Annotated in this window: 13 protein-coding genes and 1 rRNA gene; 10 read left to right on the forward strand and 4 right to left on the reverse strand. The window is 36.5% G+C overall.

Features of this window, described 5'->3' with window-relative positions; translation table 11 throughout:
* The first annotated feature begins 319 nt into the window (after positions 1-319).
* The 5 genes from U9M49_RS15155 (at position 320) to nikC (ending at position 5,905) form a co-directional block, all read left to right on the forward strand.
* The gene (locus U9M49_RS15155) at positions 320-1,312 is read left to right on the forward strand and encodes an ABC transporter ATP-binding protein (protein ID WP_095370000.1); all 993 of its coding nucleotides are present in this window, start codon (positions 320-322) and stop codon (positions 1,310-1,312) included.
* On the forward strand, positions 1,309-2,292 hold the full coding sequence (locus U9M49_RS15160) for an ABC transporter ATP-binding protein (RefSeq protein ID WP_095369999.1): 984 nt from the start codon (positions 1,309-1,311) through the stop codon (positions 2,290-2,292). Before U9M49_RS15155 ends, U9M49_RS15160 begins: the two co-directional genes overlap by 4 nt.
* 17 nt (positions 2,293-2,309) lie before the next feature.
* A complete protein-coding gene (locus tag U9M49_RS15165; RefSeq protein ID WP_322910069.1) occupies positions 2,310-3,908 on the forward strand; it encodes an ABC transporter substrate-binding protein in 1,599 nt (532 codons plus the stop codon).
* A 79-nt stretch (positions 3,909-3,987) separates the two neighbouring features.
* On the forward strand, positions 3,988-4,992 hold the full coding sequence (locus U9M49_RS15170) for an ABC transporter permease (RefSeq protein WP_095369997.1): 1,005 nt from the start codon (positions 3,988-3,990) through the stop codon (positions 4,990-4,992).
* Positions 4,993-5,011: 19 nt separating this feature from the next.
* On the forward strand, positions 5,012-5,905 hold the full coding sequence (gene nikC / locus U9M49_RS15175; RefSeq protein WP_233435343.1) for a nickel transporter permease: 894 nt from the start codon (positions 5,012-5,014) through the stop codon (positions 5,903-5,905).
* A gap of 57 nt (positions 5,906-5,962) precedes the next feature.
* Here nikC and U9M49_RS15180 read toward each other — a convergent pair whose 3' ends face one another.
* The 3 genes from U9M49_RS15180 to U9M49_RS15190 all read right to left on the reverse strand — a co-directional run bounded on the left by U9M49_RS15180 (position 5,963) and on the right by U9M49_RS15190 (position 13,670).
* Entirely contained in the window at positions 5,963-7,048 is a 1,086-nt protein-coding gene (locus U9M49_RS15180) for an FUSC family protein (protein WP_307317977.1), read from the reverse strand.
* Positions 7,049-7,553: 505 nt separating this feature from the next.
* On the reverse strand, positions 7,554-12,023 hold the full coding sequence (locus U9M49_RS15185) for a glutamate synthase-related protein (protein ID WP_095369994.1): 4,470 nt from the start codon (positions 12,021-12,023) through the stop codon (positions 7,554-7,556).
* A gap of 351 nt (positions 12,024-12,374) precedes the next feature.
* Positions 12,375-13,670 carry a glutamate-1-semialdehyde 2,1-aminomutase gene (locus U9M49_RS15190; RefSeq protein WP_322910070.1) on the reverse strand — a complete coding sequence of 432 codons (1,296 nt, stop codon included), beginning with the start codon at positions 13,668-13,670 and terminating at the stop codon, positions 12,375-12,377.
* A gap of 169 nt (positions 13,671-13,839) precedes the next feature.
* Here U9M49_RS15190 and U9M49_RS15195 point away from each other — a divergent pair, with 169 nt between their 5' ends.
* The 3 genes from U9M49_RS15195 to perR all read left to right on the forward strand — a co-directional run bounded on the left by U9M49_RS15195 (position 13,840) and on the right by perR (position 15,612).
* Entirely contained in the window at positions 13,840-14,256 is a 417-nt protein-coding gene (locus U9M49_RS15195; RefSeq protein WP_224935704.1) for an ion channel, read from the forward strand.
* A gap of 76 nt (positions 14,257-14,332) precedes the next feature.
* Complete coding sequence (gene bcp, locus U9M49_RS15200) at positions 14,333-14,803, forward strand: thioredoxin-dependent thiol peroxidase (protein WP_095369992.1); 471 nt, start codon at positions 14,333-14,335, stop codon at positions 14,801-14,803.
* Between the two features lie 368 nt (positions 14,804-15,171).
* Entirely contained in the window at positions 15,172-15,612 is a 441-nt protein-coding gene (gene perR / locus U9M49_RS15205) for a peroxide-responsive transcriptional repressor PerR (RefSeq protein WP_180317040.1), read from the forward strand.
* A gap of 127 nt (positions 15,613-15,739) precedes the next feature.
* On the opposite strand, the gene U9M49_RS15210 is transcribed toward perR, so the two are convergent.
* The gene (locus U9M49_RS15210; RefSeq protein ID WP_095369990.1) at positions 15,740-16,102 is read right to left on the reverse strand and encodes a YgzB family protein; all 363 of its coding nucleotides are present in this window, start codon (positions 16,100-16,102) and stop codon (positions 15,740-15,742) included.
* Positions 16,103-16,246: 144 nt separating this feature from the next.
* Between U9M49_RS15210 and U9M49_RS15215 the strand changes: the two genes are divergently transcribed.
* Positions 16,247-17,107, forward strand: coding sequence for a nucleotidyltransferase-like protein (locus tag U9M49_RS15215; RefSeq protein WP_251163047.1), 861 nt, complete (start codon positions 16,247-16,249; stop codon positions 17,105-17,107).
* A gap of 281 nt (positions 17,108-17,388) precedes the next feature.
* Positions 17,389-17,471: ribosomal RNA gene (locus tag U9M49_RS15220) — 16S ribosomal RNA — on the forward strand; the annotation flags it as partial.

A 17,471-nucleotide genomic window follows, 5' to 3' on the forward strand; every position in this document is an offset into this window, starting at 1 on the left:
GACATGTATGTGATTTTTTAGTTTCTGTTGGCTTGAGTTAGTATCTGAAAACAGGTAGTTCCTAAGATACACTCGAATGTAAATGCAGATAAGGCTTGTGACTCCCGACTCTATAAAATATATAAATTGCTATTTTATTATATTAATAATTGGAAAATTCGGAATTATATTATAAAAAAATAATAAACTAGCGTAATTTTAAAGAATTATAATTATATTTAAATATTTCTGAAAAAACAATAGACTTATTCTTACATATTTTATAAAATATTAAAAAACGGAGGGAGAATGTAGAAGAAACTGATAAAGGGGTGACATAGTGACGCAATCTCCAGTATTAGAGGTAAGAAATCTAGAAACTTCGTTTGTAACTAAAGACGGAGAAGTAACCGCCGTCGATCAGGTAAGTTTTACTATTCATAAAGGAGAGGTAATAGGGATTGTTGGTGAATCAGGTTGTGGTAAAAGCGTAACATCATTGTCTATTATGAAGCTTGTGCCGCAACCACCTGGGAAAATAGTTGGCGGGGAAATACTACTTAACGGTGAGAATATAGTAGGGGCTAATGAAAAGAGAATGAGAGAAATTCGTGGTAATGAAATTGCTATGATCTTTCAAGAGCCAATGACTAGCCTCAATCCGCTTTTTAAAATAGGGGAACAAATGACAGAAGGCATCAAAATACATATGAAAAAGACAAAAAAAGAAGCAAATGAAATCGCACTTAAAATGCTAAAGCTAGTAGGCTTACCAAGGGCAGAGGCGATAATGAAAGAGTATCCGCATCAGTTGTCTGGTGGAATGAGACAGCGGGTAATGATAGCCATGGCACTGTCCTGTAATCCCGAAGTACTAATAGCTGATGAACCAACAACTGCTTTGGATGTAACCATTCAATCGCAAATTCTTGGTCTGATGAAAGAGCTAAATAAAACTTTGCAAACTTCTATTATGATGATTACACATGACCTTGGCGTAGTGGCGCAAATGTGTGAGCGTGTCATTGTAATGTACGCAGGACAAGTGGTAGAAGAAGCAAAGGTAGGAGATTTATTTAAAAACCCAAAGCATCCTTATACACAGGGGTTATTAAAGTCGGTTCCAGATATTAGGGGAGAGCATTCCAGATTATATTCTATTCCAGGCAATGTACCGAAGCCAGGCTCAATTACAAAAGGTTGCCGTTTTGCTGAAAGATGTGAATTTGCTCATGAACGCTGCGTAATGGAAGACCCTGTATTGTTTATGGAAGATGGTGAAGAGCATACGGTAAGATGCTTTCTACATGAGAAGAGGAGGGAAGTCTCATGAGTAAAGCAATATTAGAAGTAGAAAATCTAAAAAAATATTTTCCGATTACTGCTGGCGTTTTTAATCGCAAAGTTGCGGATGTAAAAGCAGTAGATGATATTAGTTTTTTTGTTAATGAAGGAGAAACATTAGGAATCGTTGGTGAATCGGGTTGTGGGAAGTCAACAACTGGACGGATGTTGATGAGATTAATTGAGCCAACCGAAGGGAAAATTTCATTTAACGGTAAAGAAATTACGAAATTATCAGATTATGAGATGAGAAAATTGAGAAAAGACATGCAAATGGTCTTTCAAGATCCATTTGCTTCACTCAATCCACGTCACTCAGTCGAACAAATATTAGAAGAACCTTTAATTGTTCATGGGATTGGAGATAAAGCTACACGGAAGAAGCAGGTAAGAGAAATGCTTGAAGTTGTTGGATTAAGTGGTTACCATGCTAAACGCTATCCCCATCAATTTAGTGGGGGGCAAAGACAACGGATTGGAATTGCGCGCGCATTAATGACCAGACCCAAATTAATTATTGCTGATGAACCTGTGTCTGCTCTAGATGTATCCATACAGGCACAAGTATTGAATTTATTAGAAGATTTACAAAAAGAATTCGGTCTGACCTATATATTTATCGCCCATGACCTAGGGGTGATCAAACATATTAGCGACCGTGTAGGAGTTATGTATTTAGGAAGAATGGTTGAGTTAACAACCGCTAAACAATTGTATGATAAGCCACTTCATCCATATACAGAAGCACTTCTAAGTTCCGTTCCGATCCCTGATCCAGAAATAGCTGTTACTCAGGGAGTGCTATCTGGAGATATCCCTAACCCTGCTGATCCACCAAACGGTTGTGCTTTCCATACGAGATGTTCAAAATGTATGGAGATTTGTAAGCAAGAACGACCACTTTTGCAGGAAATAGAAGATGGACATATGGTGGCTTGCCATTTATATGAGAAAGAGATTGCAAATTAGAAGGGAGAGAATGAAGAATGAAGAAAAAGAAAAGTTTTTGGCTACTTATTGTATTAATGGTTAGTACCCTTATTTTTGCTGGATGTAATAGTTCTACGTCAGGTGATAATGGAGATGAAGGCGGAGAAGCAGATGAAGGGAGCACTGGAGGAACACTTGTCTTTGGTCGAGGAGGAGATTCAACTTCTCTTGACCCAGCAATTACAACTGAAGGTGAAGCTTTTAAAGTAACGAAAAATATTTTTGAAACGCTTGTTGAATTTGGTGAGCAAGATACGGAGCTTCATCCTGGTCTAGCAACAGATTGGGAAACAAGTGAAGATGGGTTGACTCAGACACTTAAACTACGTGAAGGAGTTAAGTTCCATGATGGAACAGATTTTAATGCGGAAGCTGTCGTATTCAACTTCGAACGTTGGATGGCAGGGAATAAAGAACAATTCTATTATTACAATTCTCAATTTGGAGATAAGGTTGATAGTGTAACAGCAGTTGATGATTATACGGTTGAAGTCAAGTTAAATACAGCAATTGCACCGTTCTATAAAAACTTAGCGATGTCACCATTTGGTATCGCCAGTCCAACAGCCATTGTAGAGCATGGTGATAAATTCCTTGAAAACCCAGTTGGAACGGGTCCATTTAAATTTCAAGAATGGAAAAGAAATGACAGAATCACAATCGTAAAAAATGAAGAGTATTGGGATGAAGGTTTACCAAAATTAGACTCAGTCATTTTCAGATCTATTCCTGAGAACTCTGCAAGACTAAACGCTTTAGCTTCAGGAGAAGTTGATTTAATTGATGGTGTGAATTTCAGCGACGTCCAACAAATTGAAGATAATCCAGACCTACAAACATTTGAGAGACCGACAATGAATGTTGCTTATGTTGGATTAACGAATACGAGAGGTCCTTTACAGGAAAAGTTAGTCCGTCAAGCACTTAACCATGCGGTGAATAAAGAAGAAATCATCGATGCATTCTATGCTGGCGCAGCGGACCCAGCTGTAAATCCAATGCCACCGGTAATCTCTGGTTATAATGATGAAATTGAAGACTATCCATACGATCCAGAAAAAGCAAAAGAATTACTTAAGGAAGCTGGATATGAAGACGGATTTGAGATGGAATTATGGGCAATGCCAGTTCCAAGACCATATATGCCGGACGGCCAAAAAATAGCTGAAGCCCTACAAGCTGATTTTGCTGAAATTGGCGTTAAAGCTAAGATTGTTTCATATGAATGGGGAACATATTTAGAAAAAGCTAATAATGGAGAAGCTGATTCATTCTTACTTGGATGGACAGGTGATAATGGTGATGCAGATAACTTCTTGTATGTATTATTAGATGAAGATGCCATCGGTTCAAATAACTACACTTACTACAAAAACAGTGAAGTACATGATTTATTATTAGAAGCGCAAGCAACTACTGATCAAGCGAAAAGAGATGAGTTATACAAACAAGCACAAGTAATTATAAAAGAAGATGCACCATGGATTCCGCTTGTACATTCACGTCCTATTTTAGCTGGGAAATCTAATATTAAGAATTTCCTACCACATCCGACAGGGTCTGATTTGCTTTCACATGTGGAGGTCAGTCAATAAATCAATAGAGATAGAAAAAGGGAGTGGCACACTCCCTTTTCTATTCATCTGATAATAATGTAGTAATAGAGGTGAGAAGATGTTTACTTACACAGTTAGGCGGTTAATTGCATTAATACCCGTTCTATTAGGTTTATCACTGATTGTTTTTCTAATGATTCGTGCAATTCCCGGTGATCCAGCTCAAATCATATTAGGGCAATTAGCTACGGAAGAGGCGATAGAGGCCTTAACGCAACAGCTCGGGTTAGATCAACCGTGGTATATTCAGTACTTTACATATTTGGGAGATTTATTGACTGGTGATTTGGGAGAATCAATCAAAACCAATACAGCGATAAATCAGGAAATTTGGCCATACTTAGCAGCAACTTTAGAGTTATCCTTTTGCGCAATGTTAATTGCCATTTTTATAGGGGTTAATGCTGGTATCATAAGTGCATGGTTTCAGCATTCTTGGTTTGATTACATAGCGATGATTTTAGCACTGATCGGTGTTTCTATACCTATTTTTTGGTTAGGTTTGATGGAACAATGGTTCTTCTCTATTCAGCTTGATTGGTTACCGACATCTGGAAGGGAAGAGGTAAGGAACCCTGTTACATCTATAACAAATATATATTTAATAGATACATTGATTCAAGGTAGGTTTGATCAATTTGTTGATGTGTTACGTCATTTAATATTGCCAGCGTTTGCTTTAGCTACAATTCCAATGGCCATCATTGCTAGAATAACGAGATCTTCAATGTTAGAGGTAATGAAATCTGACTATATTAGAACAGCAAGAGCTAAAGGAATAAGAATGTTTTGGGTTGTGTACAAGCATTCATTAAAAAACGCAGTGATTCCTGTTCTTACTGTGATAGGTTTGCAAACAGGATTATTGTTAGGTGGTGCGATTCTTACCGAAACGATATTTAGTTGGCCGGGTATGGGCAGATATATTTACGATGCGATTAGTGCGAGAGATTATCCTGTCATTCAATCTGGAATATTAGTGATTGCATTTATATTTGTCATGATTAATTTATTCATAGACTTATTGTACGCTGCAATCGATCCGCGAATTAATTATCGTTAAGGGAGGAATAGACGTGGAAGTGTCAGTAAATAATAAACCACCTATTCAGCCAAAAAATAATGAAGATAAAGTACAATCGCCTTGGGTGGAGGCGTTACAAAGCTTCATGAAAAACAAAATTGCCTTAGTCGGTACAGGGATTGTTGTATTTTTTATACTGTTAGCCATTTTTGCACCATTCATTGCGCCACAGGGCATTAATGAGCAGAATATGGCAAATAGGCTTCAAGCCCCATCAGCGGAACATTGGTTTGGAACTGATGATTTTGGGAGAGATATTTTTTCGCGAGTGATTTTTGGGGCGAGAATATCGTTATGGGTTGGTTTTTTAGCGGTAATGGGTTCGGCTGTTGTGGGTTCTTTATTAGGGATTATTGCGGGGTATTACGGGAGATGGATCGATACGATTATCTCAAGGATTTTTGATATAATGCTTGCTTTCCCAAGTATTCTTTTGGCAATTGCTATTGTAGCCGTCTTAGGACCATCACTGCAGAATGCATTAATTGCGATAGCTGTTATTAATATTCCTAATTTTGGGAGGTTAATTCGTTCAAAAGTTTTAAGTGTTAAACAAGAGGAGTATATTGTAGCCGCGAAGGCAGTTGGGATGAAAAATAATCGAATTCTATTTAGGCATGTACTTCCCAATAGTATGGCACCTATTATCGTTCAAGGAACTCTGGCAATTGGTACGGCTATTATTGAAGCAGCAGCTCTAGGGTTCTTAGGTTTAGGAGCAGAGGCACCGAATCCGGAATGGGGTAAAATGCTTTCAGATGCAAGAGTGTTACTTATCCAAGCACCGTGGACAATGATATTCCCTGGCATAGCCATTATGTTAACAGTTCTCGGCTTTAACTTAATGGGGGATGGATTAAGAGATGCCTTAGATCCGAGGATGAAGAATTAGAAAAATTTAGAGGAAAAGAGGCTATCGGAGATTTTATATCCGGTAGCCTCTTATTGATTATTGTTCGTCAACGGCTTCATCTAATGTTAAAGAAGAGTCTTCTTTATGGAACTTTTGAAAGCTACTAATAAGGCAATTCAATCGTTCCACTTGTTCATTATAATCCATCATTGCAGATACAATATGCATAGTATGAGCTAATTCTACCTGCCCATCATCTGAAATGAGATGTTGTTGTTCTAAAAAGAGCGTGAAAAGTTCCTTTCTGCTTAAAGTAATATCGCCTTCTTCAAAAACGACTTCCGGTCGAACTTTCCCAATAAATTTTAATACCGCATGTTCATGATAATGAGTAATAATATCCAATTGTTGCTGGATAAGGTGTTGAAAATCTTCCGGCATTTCTGCTAAATCATTCTCAAAGCGATGCATCTTTGTTAAAGTATCTAGAGCTTTTTTATTCGCGGCATTCATTTGCCGGTAAATGACTAATTTTCTCGGTTTGGAATGGTTCTTCTTTTTAAAGTAATTACGTTCTTCTTTATATAAAGAAAAAAGCGTATCAATCTTTGTTAATCCTTCTTGCATGGTCCGTATATCATTCTTTAATAAATGATGTTCAGAGGCATGCCTTATATTTAAGCGAATCCACTTTGTAATTTCTTCGGTTAGATTAGAAATCTTTACATATAACTTCTTCTCATATTTCGGTGGAATAAACACCAGATTAACAATAAATGCAGAAAATATCCCGAGGATAACTGTCGAGAACCTAAGAATGGCAAACTCAGTAAAGGTATCTCCTGGTGTGACCATAATCGCTACCATTGTAACGAGTGATAAACCAATAGTGTTATCAAGTTTTAATTTTAAATTAATCGTAATAACCACTATTGCTGCTAAACCGATAATGAGAATTTCATGACCAAATAATAGTACAAATAATACCGCGATTACTGCTCCGATTATATTTCCTTGAATTTGTTCAAGTACAGATAAATAAGAACGATAAATCGTTGGTTGCAGTGCAAAAATAGCTGCAATCCCTGCAAAAACAGGAGATGGGAGTTGAAAAAGTTCTGCTAAAAATAAAGATAGTATGATTGCGATCCCCGTTTTCAGAATGCGGGCGCCAAGCTTCATATTTAAATAATCCTTTCTGCTCAATCATTAGTATGGCTGTCATGATAAACACCCACTCTTACTTTATACGTTTTTTTTCTTTATTAAACAATTATGTACTATACATGGATATTAGTATAAGTTCAATAGACAAATATGAAAAGTCGTTAAAATTAATAAAAAATTAAAGTTGATTAATTCTAAATGAAAAAATAGAAATACATCAAAAGGCAAGCAAGAGGGAGAATTTTGTTTGGACTAGCAGAGAATCGCATCAAAATCCAGCAAGAGAGAATAATTAGCTAGAAATGAGGCGAAATATCAATTAACTTCAGATTGGCATTTAAAGACAAACGGATAACCGATAATGTTGAAGCCCGAATCTGTTTCCGCACTCCCAGTGAAATGAGTCACATAAATTCATAAAGAAACACGAGAAATTCATCATTAGAATTCCTCGTGTCTCAAGTTTAGCAGAAAAACAAAATCAAATTAGTATTTCTTAGCAAAAGAAATGTATGTTATATCACTCAGTTGAAACAGAAGGATCGGCTTGTTCTTTAACTGGAACAACTTGCAAAAAGTGACTACTTAAATCTGATAAAAGAGCTTTTAAACCAATTGCTTCTTCTTCTTGGTTTTGATCCATCAATAGATTGATATATTTTTCTAATAGTTCTTTTACATCATCTAGTCCATTTTGGTCAAGCTCGGTTACGTTTACTTTTGCACCTTTAGCTATTCTTCTTTCAATTGCCGCTTTTGTTAATCCCATTTCAGGTTGATGTCTTAAGTAGACGACGCCACCTGTCATCCCTGCACAAATCCATGGGCCCGGATCACCTAATACAAGGCCGCGACCGTTTGTCATATATTCAAACGCAAATCCCTTAATATTCGCATTTGTACCGATTTTCCCAAATTCCTTCTCTGGAATTGCACTTGTTAGTTGTCCACCGATAATCATATCAGCTCCAGATAGACGAATACCAGCTCTTGCATCAGCGTTTCCTTGGGCAACGAGAAGTCCCACTTGTGCACCATAGCCAAAACCTTTTCCAACAGATCCATTATAATACTGTCCATTCTTACCTTTCGATTTAAAAATTAAGATTTGACCACCGAAGGAAGTTTTACCAATACCATCTTGTGCACCGCCTGCTACTTCGATGTTTATGCCGAAACTGTTATAGGCTCCTAATCCGTTACCAGGGATAGACCCATCATTATATTTGAGGTCAACTGGAGGAAGGGTTTTATATGATCCATCTAAGCGTCCTCTTACACGGTGACAAGATACACGACTACCAAGCACCCTTTGCTCTGAAGTAACATTAGAGAAGGTACGCGATTGGTGTAATTCTTCTACACTCTTGTCTAGATATTCAGCACCAACAGCTACTTGTAATTGTGCCTCACTCACTTCTTTAGGTTGTTCATTATTGGTGAGCTGTGAAATCTCTAATGTACGAAGTAAGTAGTCTAAATTCAATTGTTCTTTTCCTTTTATTTGTTCAAGTAAATCTGTACGTCCAATGGCATCTTGTAAATTGCGAATACCGATGCTACCCGCAAGTGCTTGCAGTTCTTTACCGAAAGCAGAAAATAAGTTAACTAAACCTTGGACAGCAGATTCAAATTGACGAGGAACGAATCTTCTTAACCCATGTTCTTTTGCTTGTGCCTCTGAATCAATTTGCGTAGCAATTCCAACATGACAAGTATCTAGATGACACCCACGGCAAGTTGTACAACCAATGGCTAACATTGATAAAGTACCAAACCCGACTCTATTTGCACCAAGTAACATCACTTTTAAAACATCACTAACACTTTTTAAGCCGCCGTCTGCCCATAGCTCAACATAATCTCTTAATCCAGCTTCTAGTAAGGCGTTGTGTGCCGCTTTAACACCAATTTCAACTGGTAATCCAACATGTTGGAGCGCGTGGATTCTAGCTGCACCTGTACCGCCATCAAACCCACTTAAAGTGATAATATCCGCACCAGCTTTAGCGATCCCTACAGCAATTGTTCCAATATTAGGCACAACAGGAACTTTAACTGACACTTTCGCCTTATCGTTCGCTGTTTTTAATTCATGAATCATTTGTGCTAAATCTTCAATAGAATAAATATCATGATTATTTGAAGGTGAAATTAAATCAGATCCAATTGTTGCATTTCTAGCTTCAGCTATTTTAGCTGTTACTTTAGAGCCTGGTAGATGTCCACCTTCACCTGGTTTTGCTCCTTGGCCGATTTTAATCTCAAGGAGGTTAGAAGAGTTAAGAAGCTCAGCGTTTACTCCAAATCGTCCTGAGGCAACTTGCTGACCTCTTGTACGAGGGTATTTCCCGAGCATATCTTTTATTTCTCCGCCTTCGCCATTTAAACTAATCATATTTAGTCTTTCTGCACCTTCTGCATAGGCTCTAAAAGCAATTTCATTTTGAGAACCAAATGACATAGAAGAAATAACGAATGGTAAGTTATGATCTCCAACAGAAATATTAACATCCTCTGGTGAAATTTTGGTTTCTGATTGTTTAAAATCAGTTAGGTGACGGATGGTTGTTGGGTTCTGAGCTTCTTGTTCGCTTATCTTTTCACGGTAAGCATCATATTCACCTGTGGATGCAACTTCACCAATTGCTTTCCAAATTCTTGGGAATAGATGGAAGGTTTTCCCGATTCTGTTTTTCTCGTTAATAAAGTCTTCAGCTCTTAATAAAGCATCTTCTTTCATGTGACCAAAATTGTATTTAAGCTCACCTGAACCAAAGAAATTGATGATATTTAAATATTCAGCGATTTCTTCGTTTAAGCCAATAGTTGAGAATAAGCGACCATATCCTCTTAGTTCATGAATACCGATTGTAGAGATTACCTTTTCCAACCCTTTTGTTAAAGCTGAATATAAGTTAACAAGAGGAGTTATTTCTTCGTTAGCAACAGTTACAAACATATAATATGGGCTAATTAAATCTGCACCTAAACCGTAAGCTGTAATAATATCATGTAATGACCTGATAGAAGCGGAACGTAAAAGTAAAGAACAGTCTCTTCTTATTGTTTCTTTTACTAATGCTTGATCAATGGCAGATACGACTAAGTGTGGATCCATCCAGTAGGAATCTTCTTGATGAGCACTAGCATCATTCAAGACAATAAGTGTTTTACCAGCTTTAACTGATTCAATCGCTTCTTTTGATAAGCGTGAAATTGCCTCTTTAATCGTTTCATCTTTTGAAAAAGTGATAGAAAGATAGGCAATTTTCTTTTGTGCTTGATAATATTCAGTTACTTGATCATAGCTAGGCTGATTGATTTCCTTAACACACTCGTATCCTAATTTTCCTTCTATTAATAATGGTGTTTGTAATTCAAGTACATCTATTGATTCTTCATTATTAAAGAGCGACGGTCTTTTACCGATAATTGTTCTAGTAGAGAAATGTTCTGTTTCTCTATCTCTATCGATGGCAGGGTTCGTAACAACTGCGACACTTTCTTTAATAAAATCAGCGATATTTGTTCTCTCACCATTTAAAGCAGCTAATGGAGCATCATGGCCAAGTGAACGGATAGGTTCCGCGCCTTTTTCTGCCATTTGTTCTACTAAGTTCACATGGTCTCTTTCCCAACCAAACGCTTTATATTGACCATTATGAATTTTTGTAGGGAAAGCCATTGTAGTTACTTTATTCAAAACTGGCGCACTTAAACGATTTTTATAATCTTTAACATTTACACGAGAAGAGAAGCGATTAAATGTTTCTTCCTGATAGTTTTCATGTTCATATTTTTCTAGTTTATTACCGTTCCATTTGAAGCCAACTTTTTCACCAGGAGATAAGGGCTTTGGTTCATTTACATATTCACTCGATGAAATAATCCCTGGTTCAGATGAGAATAAATAAGAACTTTCAGTCTCTAACATCCAAAGGGGTCTTAATCCAAGGGAGTCTACACTATATACTGCTTCGTCTCCGAATCTTGAGATAATTCCAGCAGGCCCTTGAGCGAAATGTCCCCATGCTTCCCTTATATAAGTATATAAATCTTGCAAATGCGGAGGGTATGACTTGATTTCGTTAATGATTGGAGGGAAGAGTACGTCCATCGCTTCAAATAATGAATAGCCATCTCTACAAATGAGTGTTTCAATGGTTCTGCTTAAATCTTGGGAATCACTACCTCCTCTAACGAGTGGTACATTAATCATTCTAGCTTCGTCGCGTAATTTTGCAATCGTATTAATTTCACCATTATGCCCTAAGACGGCAAATGGTTGCACACGAAAAAAGCTTGAGAGTGTATTAGTCGAATAACGATTATGGCCAAGAGTCATAGTCGAAGCTACCAATGGGTTTGCTAGGTCATGGTAGTATTTAGGTAAAATATCGCCAGCTCCCATTACTTTATATACAGCATGAAACTGACTAAGGGATGCTACGTGAATAAATTCATTTTTTTCTGCTTCTACAATAACTTCTAATATCGCTTGATTCAGATCTGTTTCATTTTTATCAACCATACATGCAATTTGCCAAAAAACAGGGTTCTCTTGAATCGCTATTGGGCCAAGTGCAGAAGAATCTGTCACTTCATCTGATTCGAAAATTAAAGAAAACCCTTTATCATCAAGAAGTTGGCGTACTTCTGTTTTGAAGGTTTCACTTTGTTCATTACGAGTGAAAAAGAGATGACCGACGACAAAATTGGGTGTGTCAACAACTGTTGAATCGATTTGAGCATTTTTAAGTTTTTCTTTCCAGAGTGTACGGGGGATATCGATATGAATCCCGACGCCATCTCCTTCTCCATTAATAAATCCTGCACGGTGGTTCATTGTTACTAATGCATCTATACAACTGAAAATATTTTCACGTGTTGGAATCTTTTCTTTTTCTAATGAAGAAACAATCCCACATGCATCGTGTTCTTGATTATTAAAATTTTTGAATTGGGAAGGGGTCCATTGTTGAGTCATAGTATTCGGCTTTTTGAGGCAATGCCTTAAGCCGTTCACCTCCTAGTTTAGTAATGTTTTTGAGGTTGCTAGATTGTTAAGATTTCTAGCGAAGTTAATTGAAATGTTATTTAACTGGGTAACGCATTAAAGTGTTTCGGTAACGAAGGGATTATACAGAATATTTTCATTATCATATCACATGAATTTTCAGAAATCAATTATTTATACATTTTTATGGATATGGAAAAGGTTGAGAATGTATAAAAATGTATAGCGGAATCTATATTTGTAAACGTTTTCATAGTATGTATCAAGAGAAAAAGAGAGCTAGTAGGCTCTCTTTTTGTGTATAAAAAATGAATATTTTATTTATTGGTTGGCTAATTCTTCGAAAGTATCATGGACTGCTTGAATGGTAGCGTCAATATCTTCTTCTGTATGAGCAATTGTAAGGAACCATGCTTCATATTTGGAAGGTGCTAGGTTGATGCCTCTATTTAACATAAGCTTGAAGAACTTAGCAAACATCTCACCGTCCGTATTTTCTGCTTGTTCATAGTTGATTACTTTTTCATCAGTAAAATAAACAGTTAATGCCCCTTTTAATCGATTAATTGATATGGGAATATTGAACTGCTTGGCCGCATTCATGATGCTATCTTCAAGCTTTTCACCTAATCTATCTAAGTATTCATATACCCCAGGTTGTTTTAATACTTCTAAGCAAGCAATTCCAGCTAAGATTGATGCAGGGTTTCCTGCCATTGTTCCTGCTTGATAGGCGGGACCTAGTGGAGCAACACTCTCCATAATCTCTTTTTTTCCACCGTAGGCACCAATGGGTAAGCCGCCGCCAATGATTTTTCCTAATGCTGTGAGGTCTGGCTGCACACCTAATAAATCCTGTGCACCTCCATAGTGAAAACGAAAAGCAGTAATAACTTCATCATATATAACGAGTGAACCATGTGCATGACTTATCTCATTTACCTCTTCCAAGAACCCTGGTAAGGGCTCGACAATACCGAAGTTCCCTACAATCGGTTCTACTAAAACTCCTGCAATCTCATGTCCCCATTTATCCATAGCTTGTTTAAATGAATCAATGTCATTAAAAGGAACGGTGATTACTTCTTTTGCAATCGATTGAGGTACCCCGGCAGAATCAGGTGTACCAAGGGTTGACGGACCAGAACCAGCTGCAACTAGTACTAGATCTGAATGTCCGTGATAACAGCCGGCAAATTTAATTATTTTATCTTTTCCTGTATACGCTCTTGCAACCCTTATGGTTGTCATCACAGCTTCCGTACCGGAATTCACAAATCTTACTTTTTCTAAATTAGGCATCGCCTCTTTTAGCAATTTAGCGAAGTCTACTTCATACGGAGTAGGTGTGCCAAATAGTACTCCTCTTTCGGCAGCTTCTTTAATGGCTTTCGTTATATGAGGGTGAGCATGTCCTGTAATAATGGGTCCATAGGCTGCTAAATAATCAATATATTGATTCCCATCTACATCAAAGAAGTAAGCACCTTGGCCTCTCTCCATTGCAACAGGTGATCCTCCACCAACCGCTTTATAAGAACGAGAAGGGCTGTTTACGCCCCCGACAATGTGTTCAACAGCTTCTTTATGTAGTCGTTCGGAATTGATAAAATGCATCAATATTCCTCCTTAAGTAATATAATCTCCCTTTATATTTTAACATGTAAGCTATTGATATGTTAAAAGCAAAATATTTTCATATCTATAGTCAGTAAGACAACTTGTCATACTCTCAAAAGGTTGAACGTATAATGGTAATACCGTCACGAGAGAGGTGAGGTTAGTCTTGCTATTTTTTTTCGTTATTTTTACTGTTACATTATGTATTTTTATGAGTATGCAAAGCCTCTTAACCCCTAAAAGAACGAAGGGAAGATGGGTGTCATTAGATAACTTTTTTTATTTAATTTGTCTATATGCTACGATTTTAATTGCTTTTGGGTTAATATATATTATTCTCGATTTAAATGGGCATGTTGTGCTAATAGATGAAACAAGCTATGGAGGTATTAATTTCTTAGATCGTCTTGCATCAGGTTTTTATTTTAGTGCTGTTACTCTTTTTTCATTGGGTTATGGAGATGTTATCCCTGTGGGTTTAGGCCGTATGGTTGCGATGGTTGAAGCGTTGATAGGTTATGTCATTCCAACAGCATTTGTCGCAAGAGTTGTTTTTAATATTGATAATAAGAATGATCAATGAGAAGAAGGGTGTTTACTTGTATTTCACTCTTGTTTTTTATAGTCTAAGAAAAACGTGGTTAAGGAGTGAGCGATTTATGAGTATAGAACTTGGAGAAAAAGCACCCGCATTTACATTAGAAGCAAGTAATGGAGAAGTTGTTAATCTAGAAGATTTTCGCGGGAGAAATGTCGTATTATATTTTTATCCTAAGGATATGACACCTGGTTGTACGACTGAGGCATGTGATTTCCGCGATAAGCATAATGACTTTTCTGATGTGAATACGGTCATTATTGGTGTCAGTCCTGACCCAATTAAACGTCATGAGAAATTTATTGAGAAACATGGGTTACCATTTCTTTTGCTTGCAGATGAAAATCATGAAGTTGCAGAAAGCTACGGAGTTTGGAAGTTGAAAAAGAATTTTGGTAAAGAATATATGGGGATTGAACGCTCTACGTTTGTGATTGACGAGGAAGGCAGACTAATAAAAGAGTGGCGAAAAGTGAAAGTAAAAGGACATGTAGAGGATGCATTGCATTTCTTACAGGATAGAAAAGGTTAGGCTTTTAAATAACATGATAATAACTTGCCCATTTTAAAAAATTTAAGGCTTTTGTCCACGCAAGTAAAGCTAGTTTGAATATGATTAAACTAGGGCATACCTCCTCAAATATATTTTCCGGACTTTTAAAATGAGTCCGGAATTTTTTATGATGACAGGTTAGATCTGTTGATTTGTGGGATGAGAAATACAAAGGTATTAACAAAGTTAAGTTTATTAAAGATGGAATATTAGATGAGTTTAGTCTATATGATAAAATAAGAAAAACATACTTCTTGAAACGCGGTTATTGACAACTTTCAATAATTATTAGTAAACTATTTATAAAGATTATAATTTAAGAATGAATAGAAGAGAGGTGCATGACGGTGGCGCAAACACATCTTAAAGAAGCATTGGATACGTTAAAAGATACAGGGGTTCGCATTACTCCACAGCGTCATGCGATACTTGAATATTTAATAAACTCAATGACGCACCCAACAGCTGATGACATATACAAAGCATTAGAGGGAACGTTCCCAAATATGAGTGTGGCTACAGTTTACAATAATTTAAGAGTATTTCGTGAGGTTGGGTTAGTAAAAGAACTAACCTATGGAGATTCATCCAGCAGATTTGATTTTGTAACAACACAACATTATCACGTCATTTGTGAAGGTTGTGGTAAAATTGTTGATTTTCATTATCCTGGTTTGGATGAAGTTGAACAATTAGCAGCACATGTGACTGGCTTTAAAGTAAGTCACCATAGAATGGAAGTTTATGGGGAATGTCCAGAGTGTTCAAAGAAAAAAGAAATGCATTAAAAAATGTCTAAAGCTGTCAGCGTACTGCTGCCAGCTTTTTCTCTGTATTTTTTTGTTTAGTTTTCTATACAAATGAGTAAACATATTGTTTGTTTTAAGATTTACATCCTTTTTGGCGTGTGAAAATCTACTGTTTTAATGAAGTATCTTTTCGATTATATTTTTCGTCAAAATCTTTTCCTTCTAGTGAGCGATCGAGCGTTAGTGGTTCACGACAATGCATGCACATATCAACCCGTCCTAATATTTTGGTTGGCTTGTTACAATTTGGGCAAACAACTTGTATTGCTTTAGTTGAAAGGATGCCAATCCACAAGTAAATAACCGTACTAGCAATAATGAATAATACACCAAGCAGCATACATAAAGACATAATTAATGGTGAAGTTCTGAAAAAGATACCTATGTACATGACAATAAATCCAACAAATATTAAGCTTAAAGCGAAGGTTCTTATTTTATTTATTTTACTCGAATATTTTTTTGCCATTTTGTTCCCTCCTAAACACTAACTATATCATATCATTGTAAGAAAAAATAAAAAAATTGTCACTATTTGTTGGTGTTTATCAAAGGAAATTTAGATGAATTGTCGAACTAATATATATTAATACGAAATTATGGGGGCGTTATGATGGAAGATATACTCCGTCCTATTTATCAAGAAAGAGCTAGTCAACTAAATACACTAGGTGTGTTAATTGTAGAGGGAAATGAAAAGACAATTTCAAATAGAGATACGTTTGATGCAATACTATTAATTATCGTAGAAAATGCGGATACGCCTATTTTTGTGAAGCATTACACATTTGAAGATAAGAAAGCCTCAATGCAAATAATAACGAAGCAACAATTGGATCAATGGATACTTATGGGGAGTAATAGGAAGATTTTTGACTGGCTTTATAGTGGGAAGGTTTTATTTGATCGCAATGAATATATAGGAAACTTGCGTGATAAATTAAACGAATTCCCTTTCAAGGACAGAAAGCTCAAAATGGGACTAGAGTTTGCTAAGCTGATAAGAAGATATACAGATGGGAAAACTTTGTTTGAAAATCAGAATTATTTCGATGCTTATAATAATGTTGTTCATTCTTTGCATCATTTAGCAAGGCTTTCAATTATAGAAAATGGTTTCCATCCAGAAGTAACATTGTGGAATCAAATTCGCCATATGGAACCAGAAATAATGAAACTTTATGAAGAGTTAGTACAAAGTCATGAGCCGCTTGAGAAAAGGTTAGAGCTATTATTTTTAGCTAGTGAATTTTTAATTCATTCACGAACAAAGGCTGGAGTTGGCCATTTACTTGAAGTTTTAGCAGAACAATCAGTTTGGACAATTCAAGAAATCATCCAGCATAAAGAACTGAGACACTACTCAGTGGATTTGGTGATTCTACTAGAATACTTAATTGATAAAGGGTTTATTAAAGTGATTAGTGAAGAAACAAAAGGAAAAGGGATTAAACACCGATATTACAGTTTGTAATAAATTATATTAAAAAAGCAAAAAGTGGTTGACCCAGGAAAAAAATGATGATATATTAATAACCGTCGCTAATAACTGTATGAAAAACAGCTAACGCGACGGATGATTTAAAAAAGTATTGACTCCATAATAATAGATATGTTATTATTGGAAAGTCGCTTCTAAAGCGAACGAGATTGTTCTTTGAAAACTGAACGAACGTAAAACGTCAAGCGTAATTCTAAAAAAGCTGATTTATCAGCAACAAAGCACCATAGGTGCAAATGAGCTAATCAAACACTTTATTGGAGAGTTTGATCCTGGCTCAGGACGAACGCTGGCGGCGTGCCTAATACATGCAAGTCGAGCGAATCTGAGGGAGCTT

The organism is Cytobacillus sp. OWB-43 (assembly GCF_034651445.1).
Taxonomy (GTDB): Bacteria; Bacillota; Bacilli; order Bacillales; family Cytobacillaceae; genus Cytobacillus; species Cytobacillus kochii.

Coding starts and splice junctions, on each gene's coding strand:
- U9M49_RS15160 (WP_095369999.1), top strand. CDS start 1,309: ATGAGTAAAGCAATATTAGAAGTAGAAAATCTAAAAAAATATTTTCCG.
- U9M49_RS15165 (WP_322910069.1), top strand. CDS start 2,310: ATGAAGAAAAAGAAAAGTTTTTGGCTACTTATTGTATTAATGGTTAGT.
- U9M49_RS15170 (WP_095369997.1), top strand. CDS start 3,988: ATGTTTACTTACACAGTTAGGCGGTTAATTGCATTAATACCCGTTCTA.
- U9M49_RS15180 (WP_307317977.1), bottom strand. CDS start 7,048: ATGAAGCTTGGCGCCCGCATTCTGAAAACGGGGATCGCAATCATACTA.
- U9M49_RS15185 (WP_095369994.1), bottom strand. CDS start 12,023: ATGACTCAACAATGGACCCCTTCCCAATTCAAAAATTTTAATAATCAA.
- U9M49_RS15190 (WP_322910070.1), bottom strand. CDS start 13,670: ATGCATTTTATCAATTCCGAACGACTACATAAAGAAGCTGTTGAACAC.
- bcp (WP_095369992.1), top strand. CDS start 14,333: ATGAGTATAGAACTTGGAGAAAAAGCACCCGCATTTACATTAGAAGCA.
- U9M49_RS15210 (WP_095369990.1), bottom strand. CDS start 16,102: ATGGCAAAAAAATATTCGAGTAAAATAAATAAAATAAGAACCTTCGCT.
- U9M49_RS15215 (WP_251163047.1), top strand. CDS start 16,247: ATGGAAGATATACTCCGTCCTATTTATCAAGAAAGAGCTAGTCAACTA.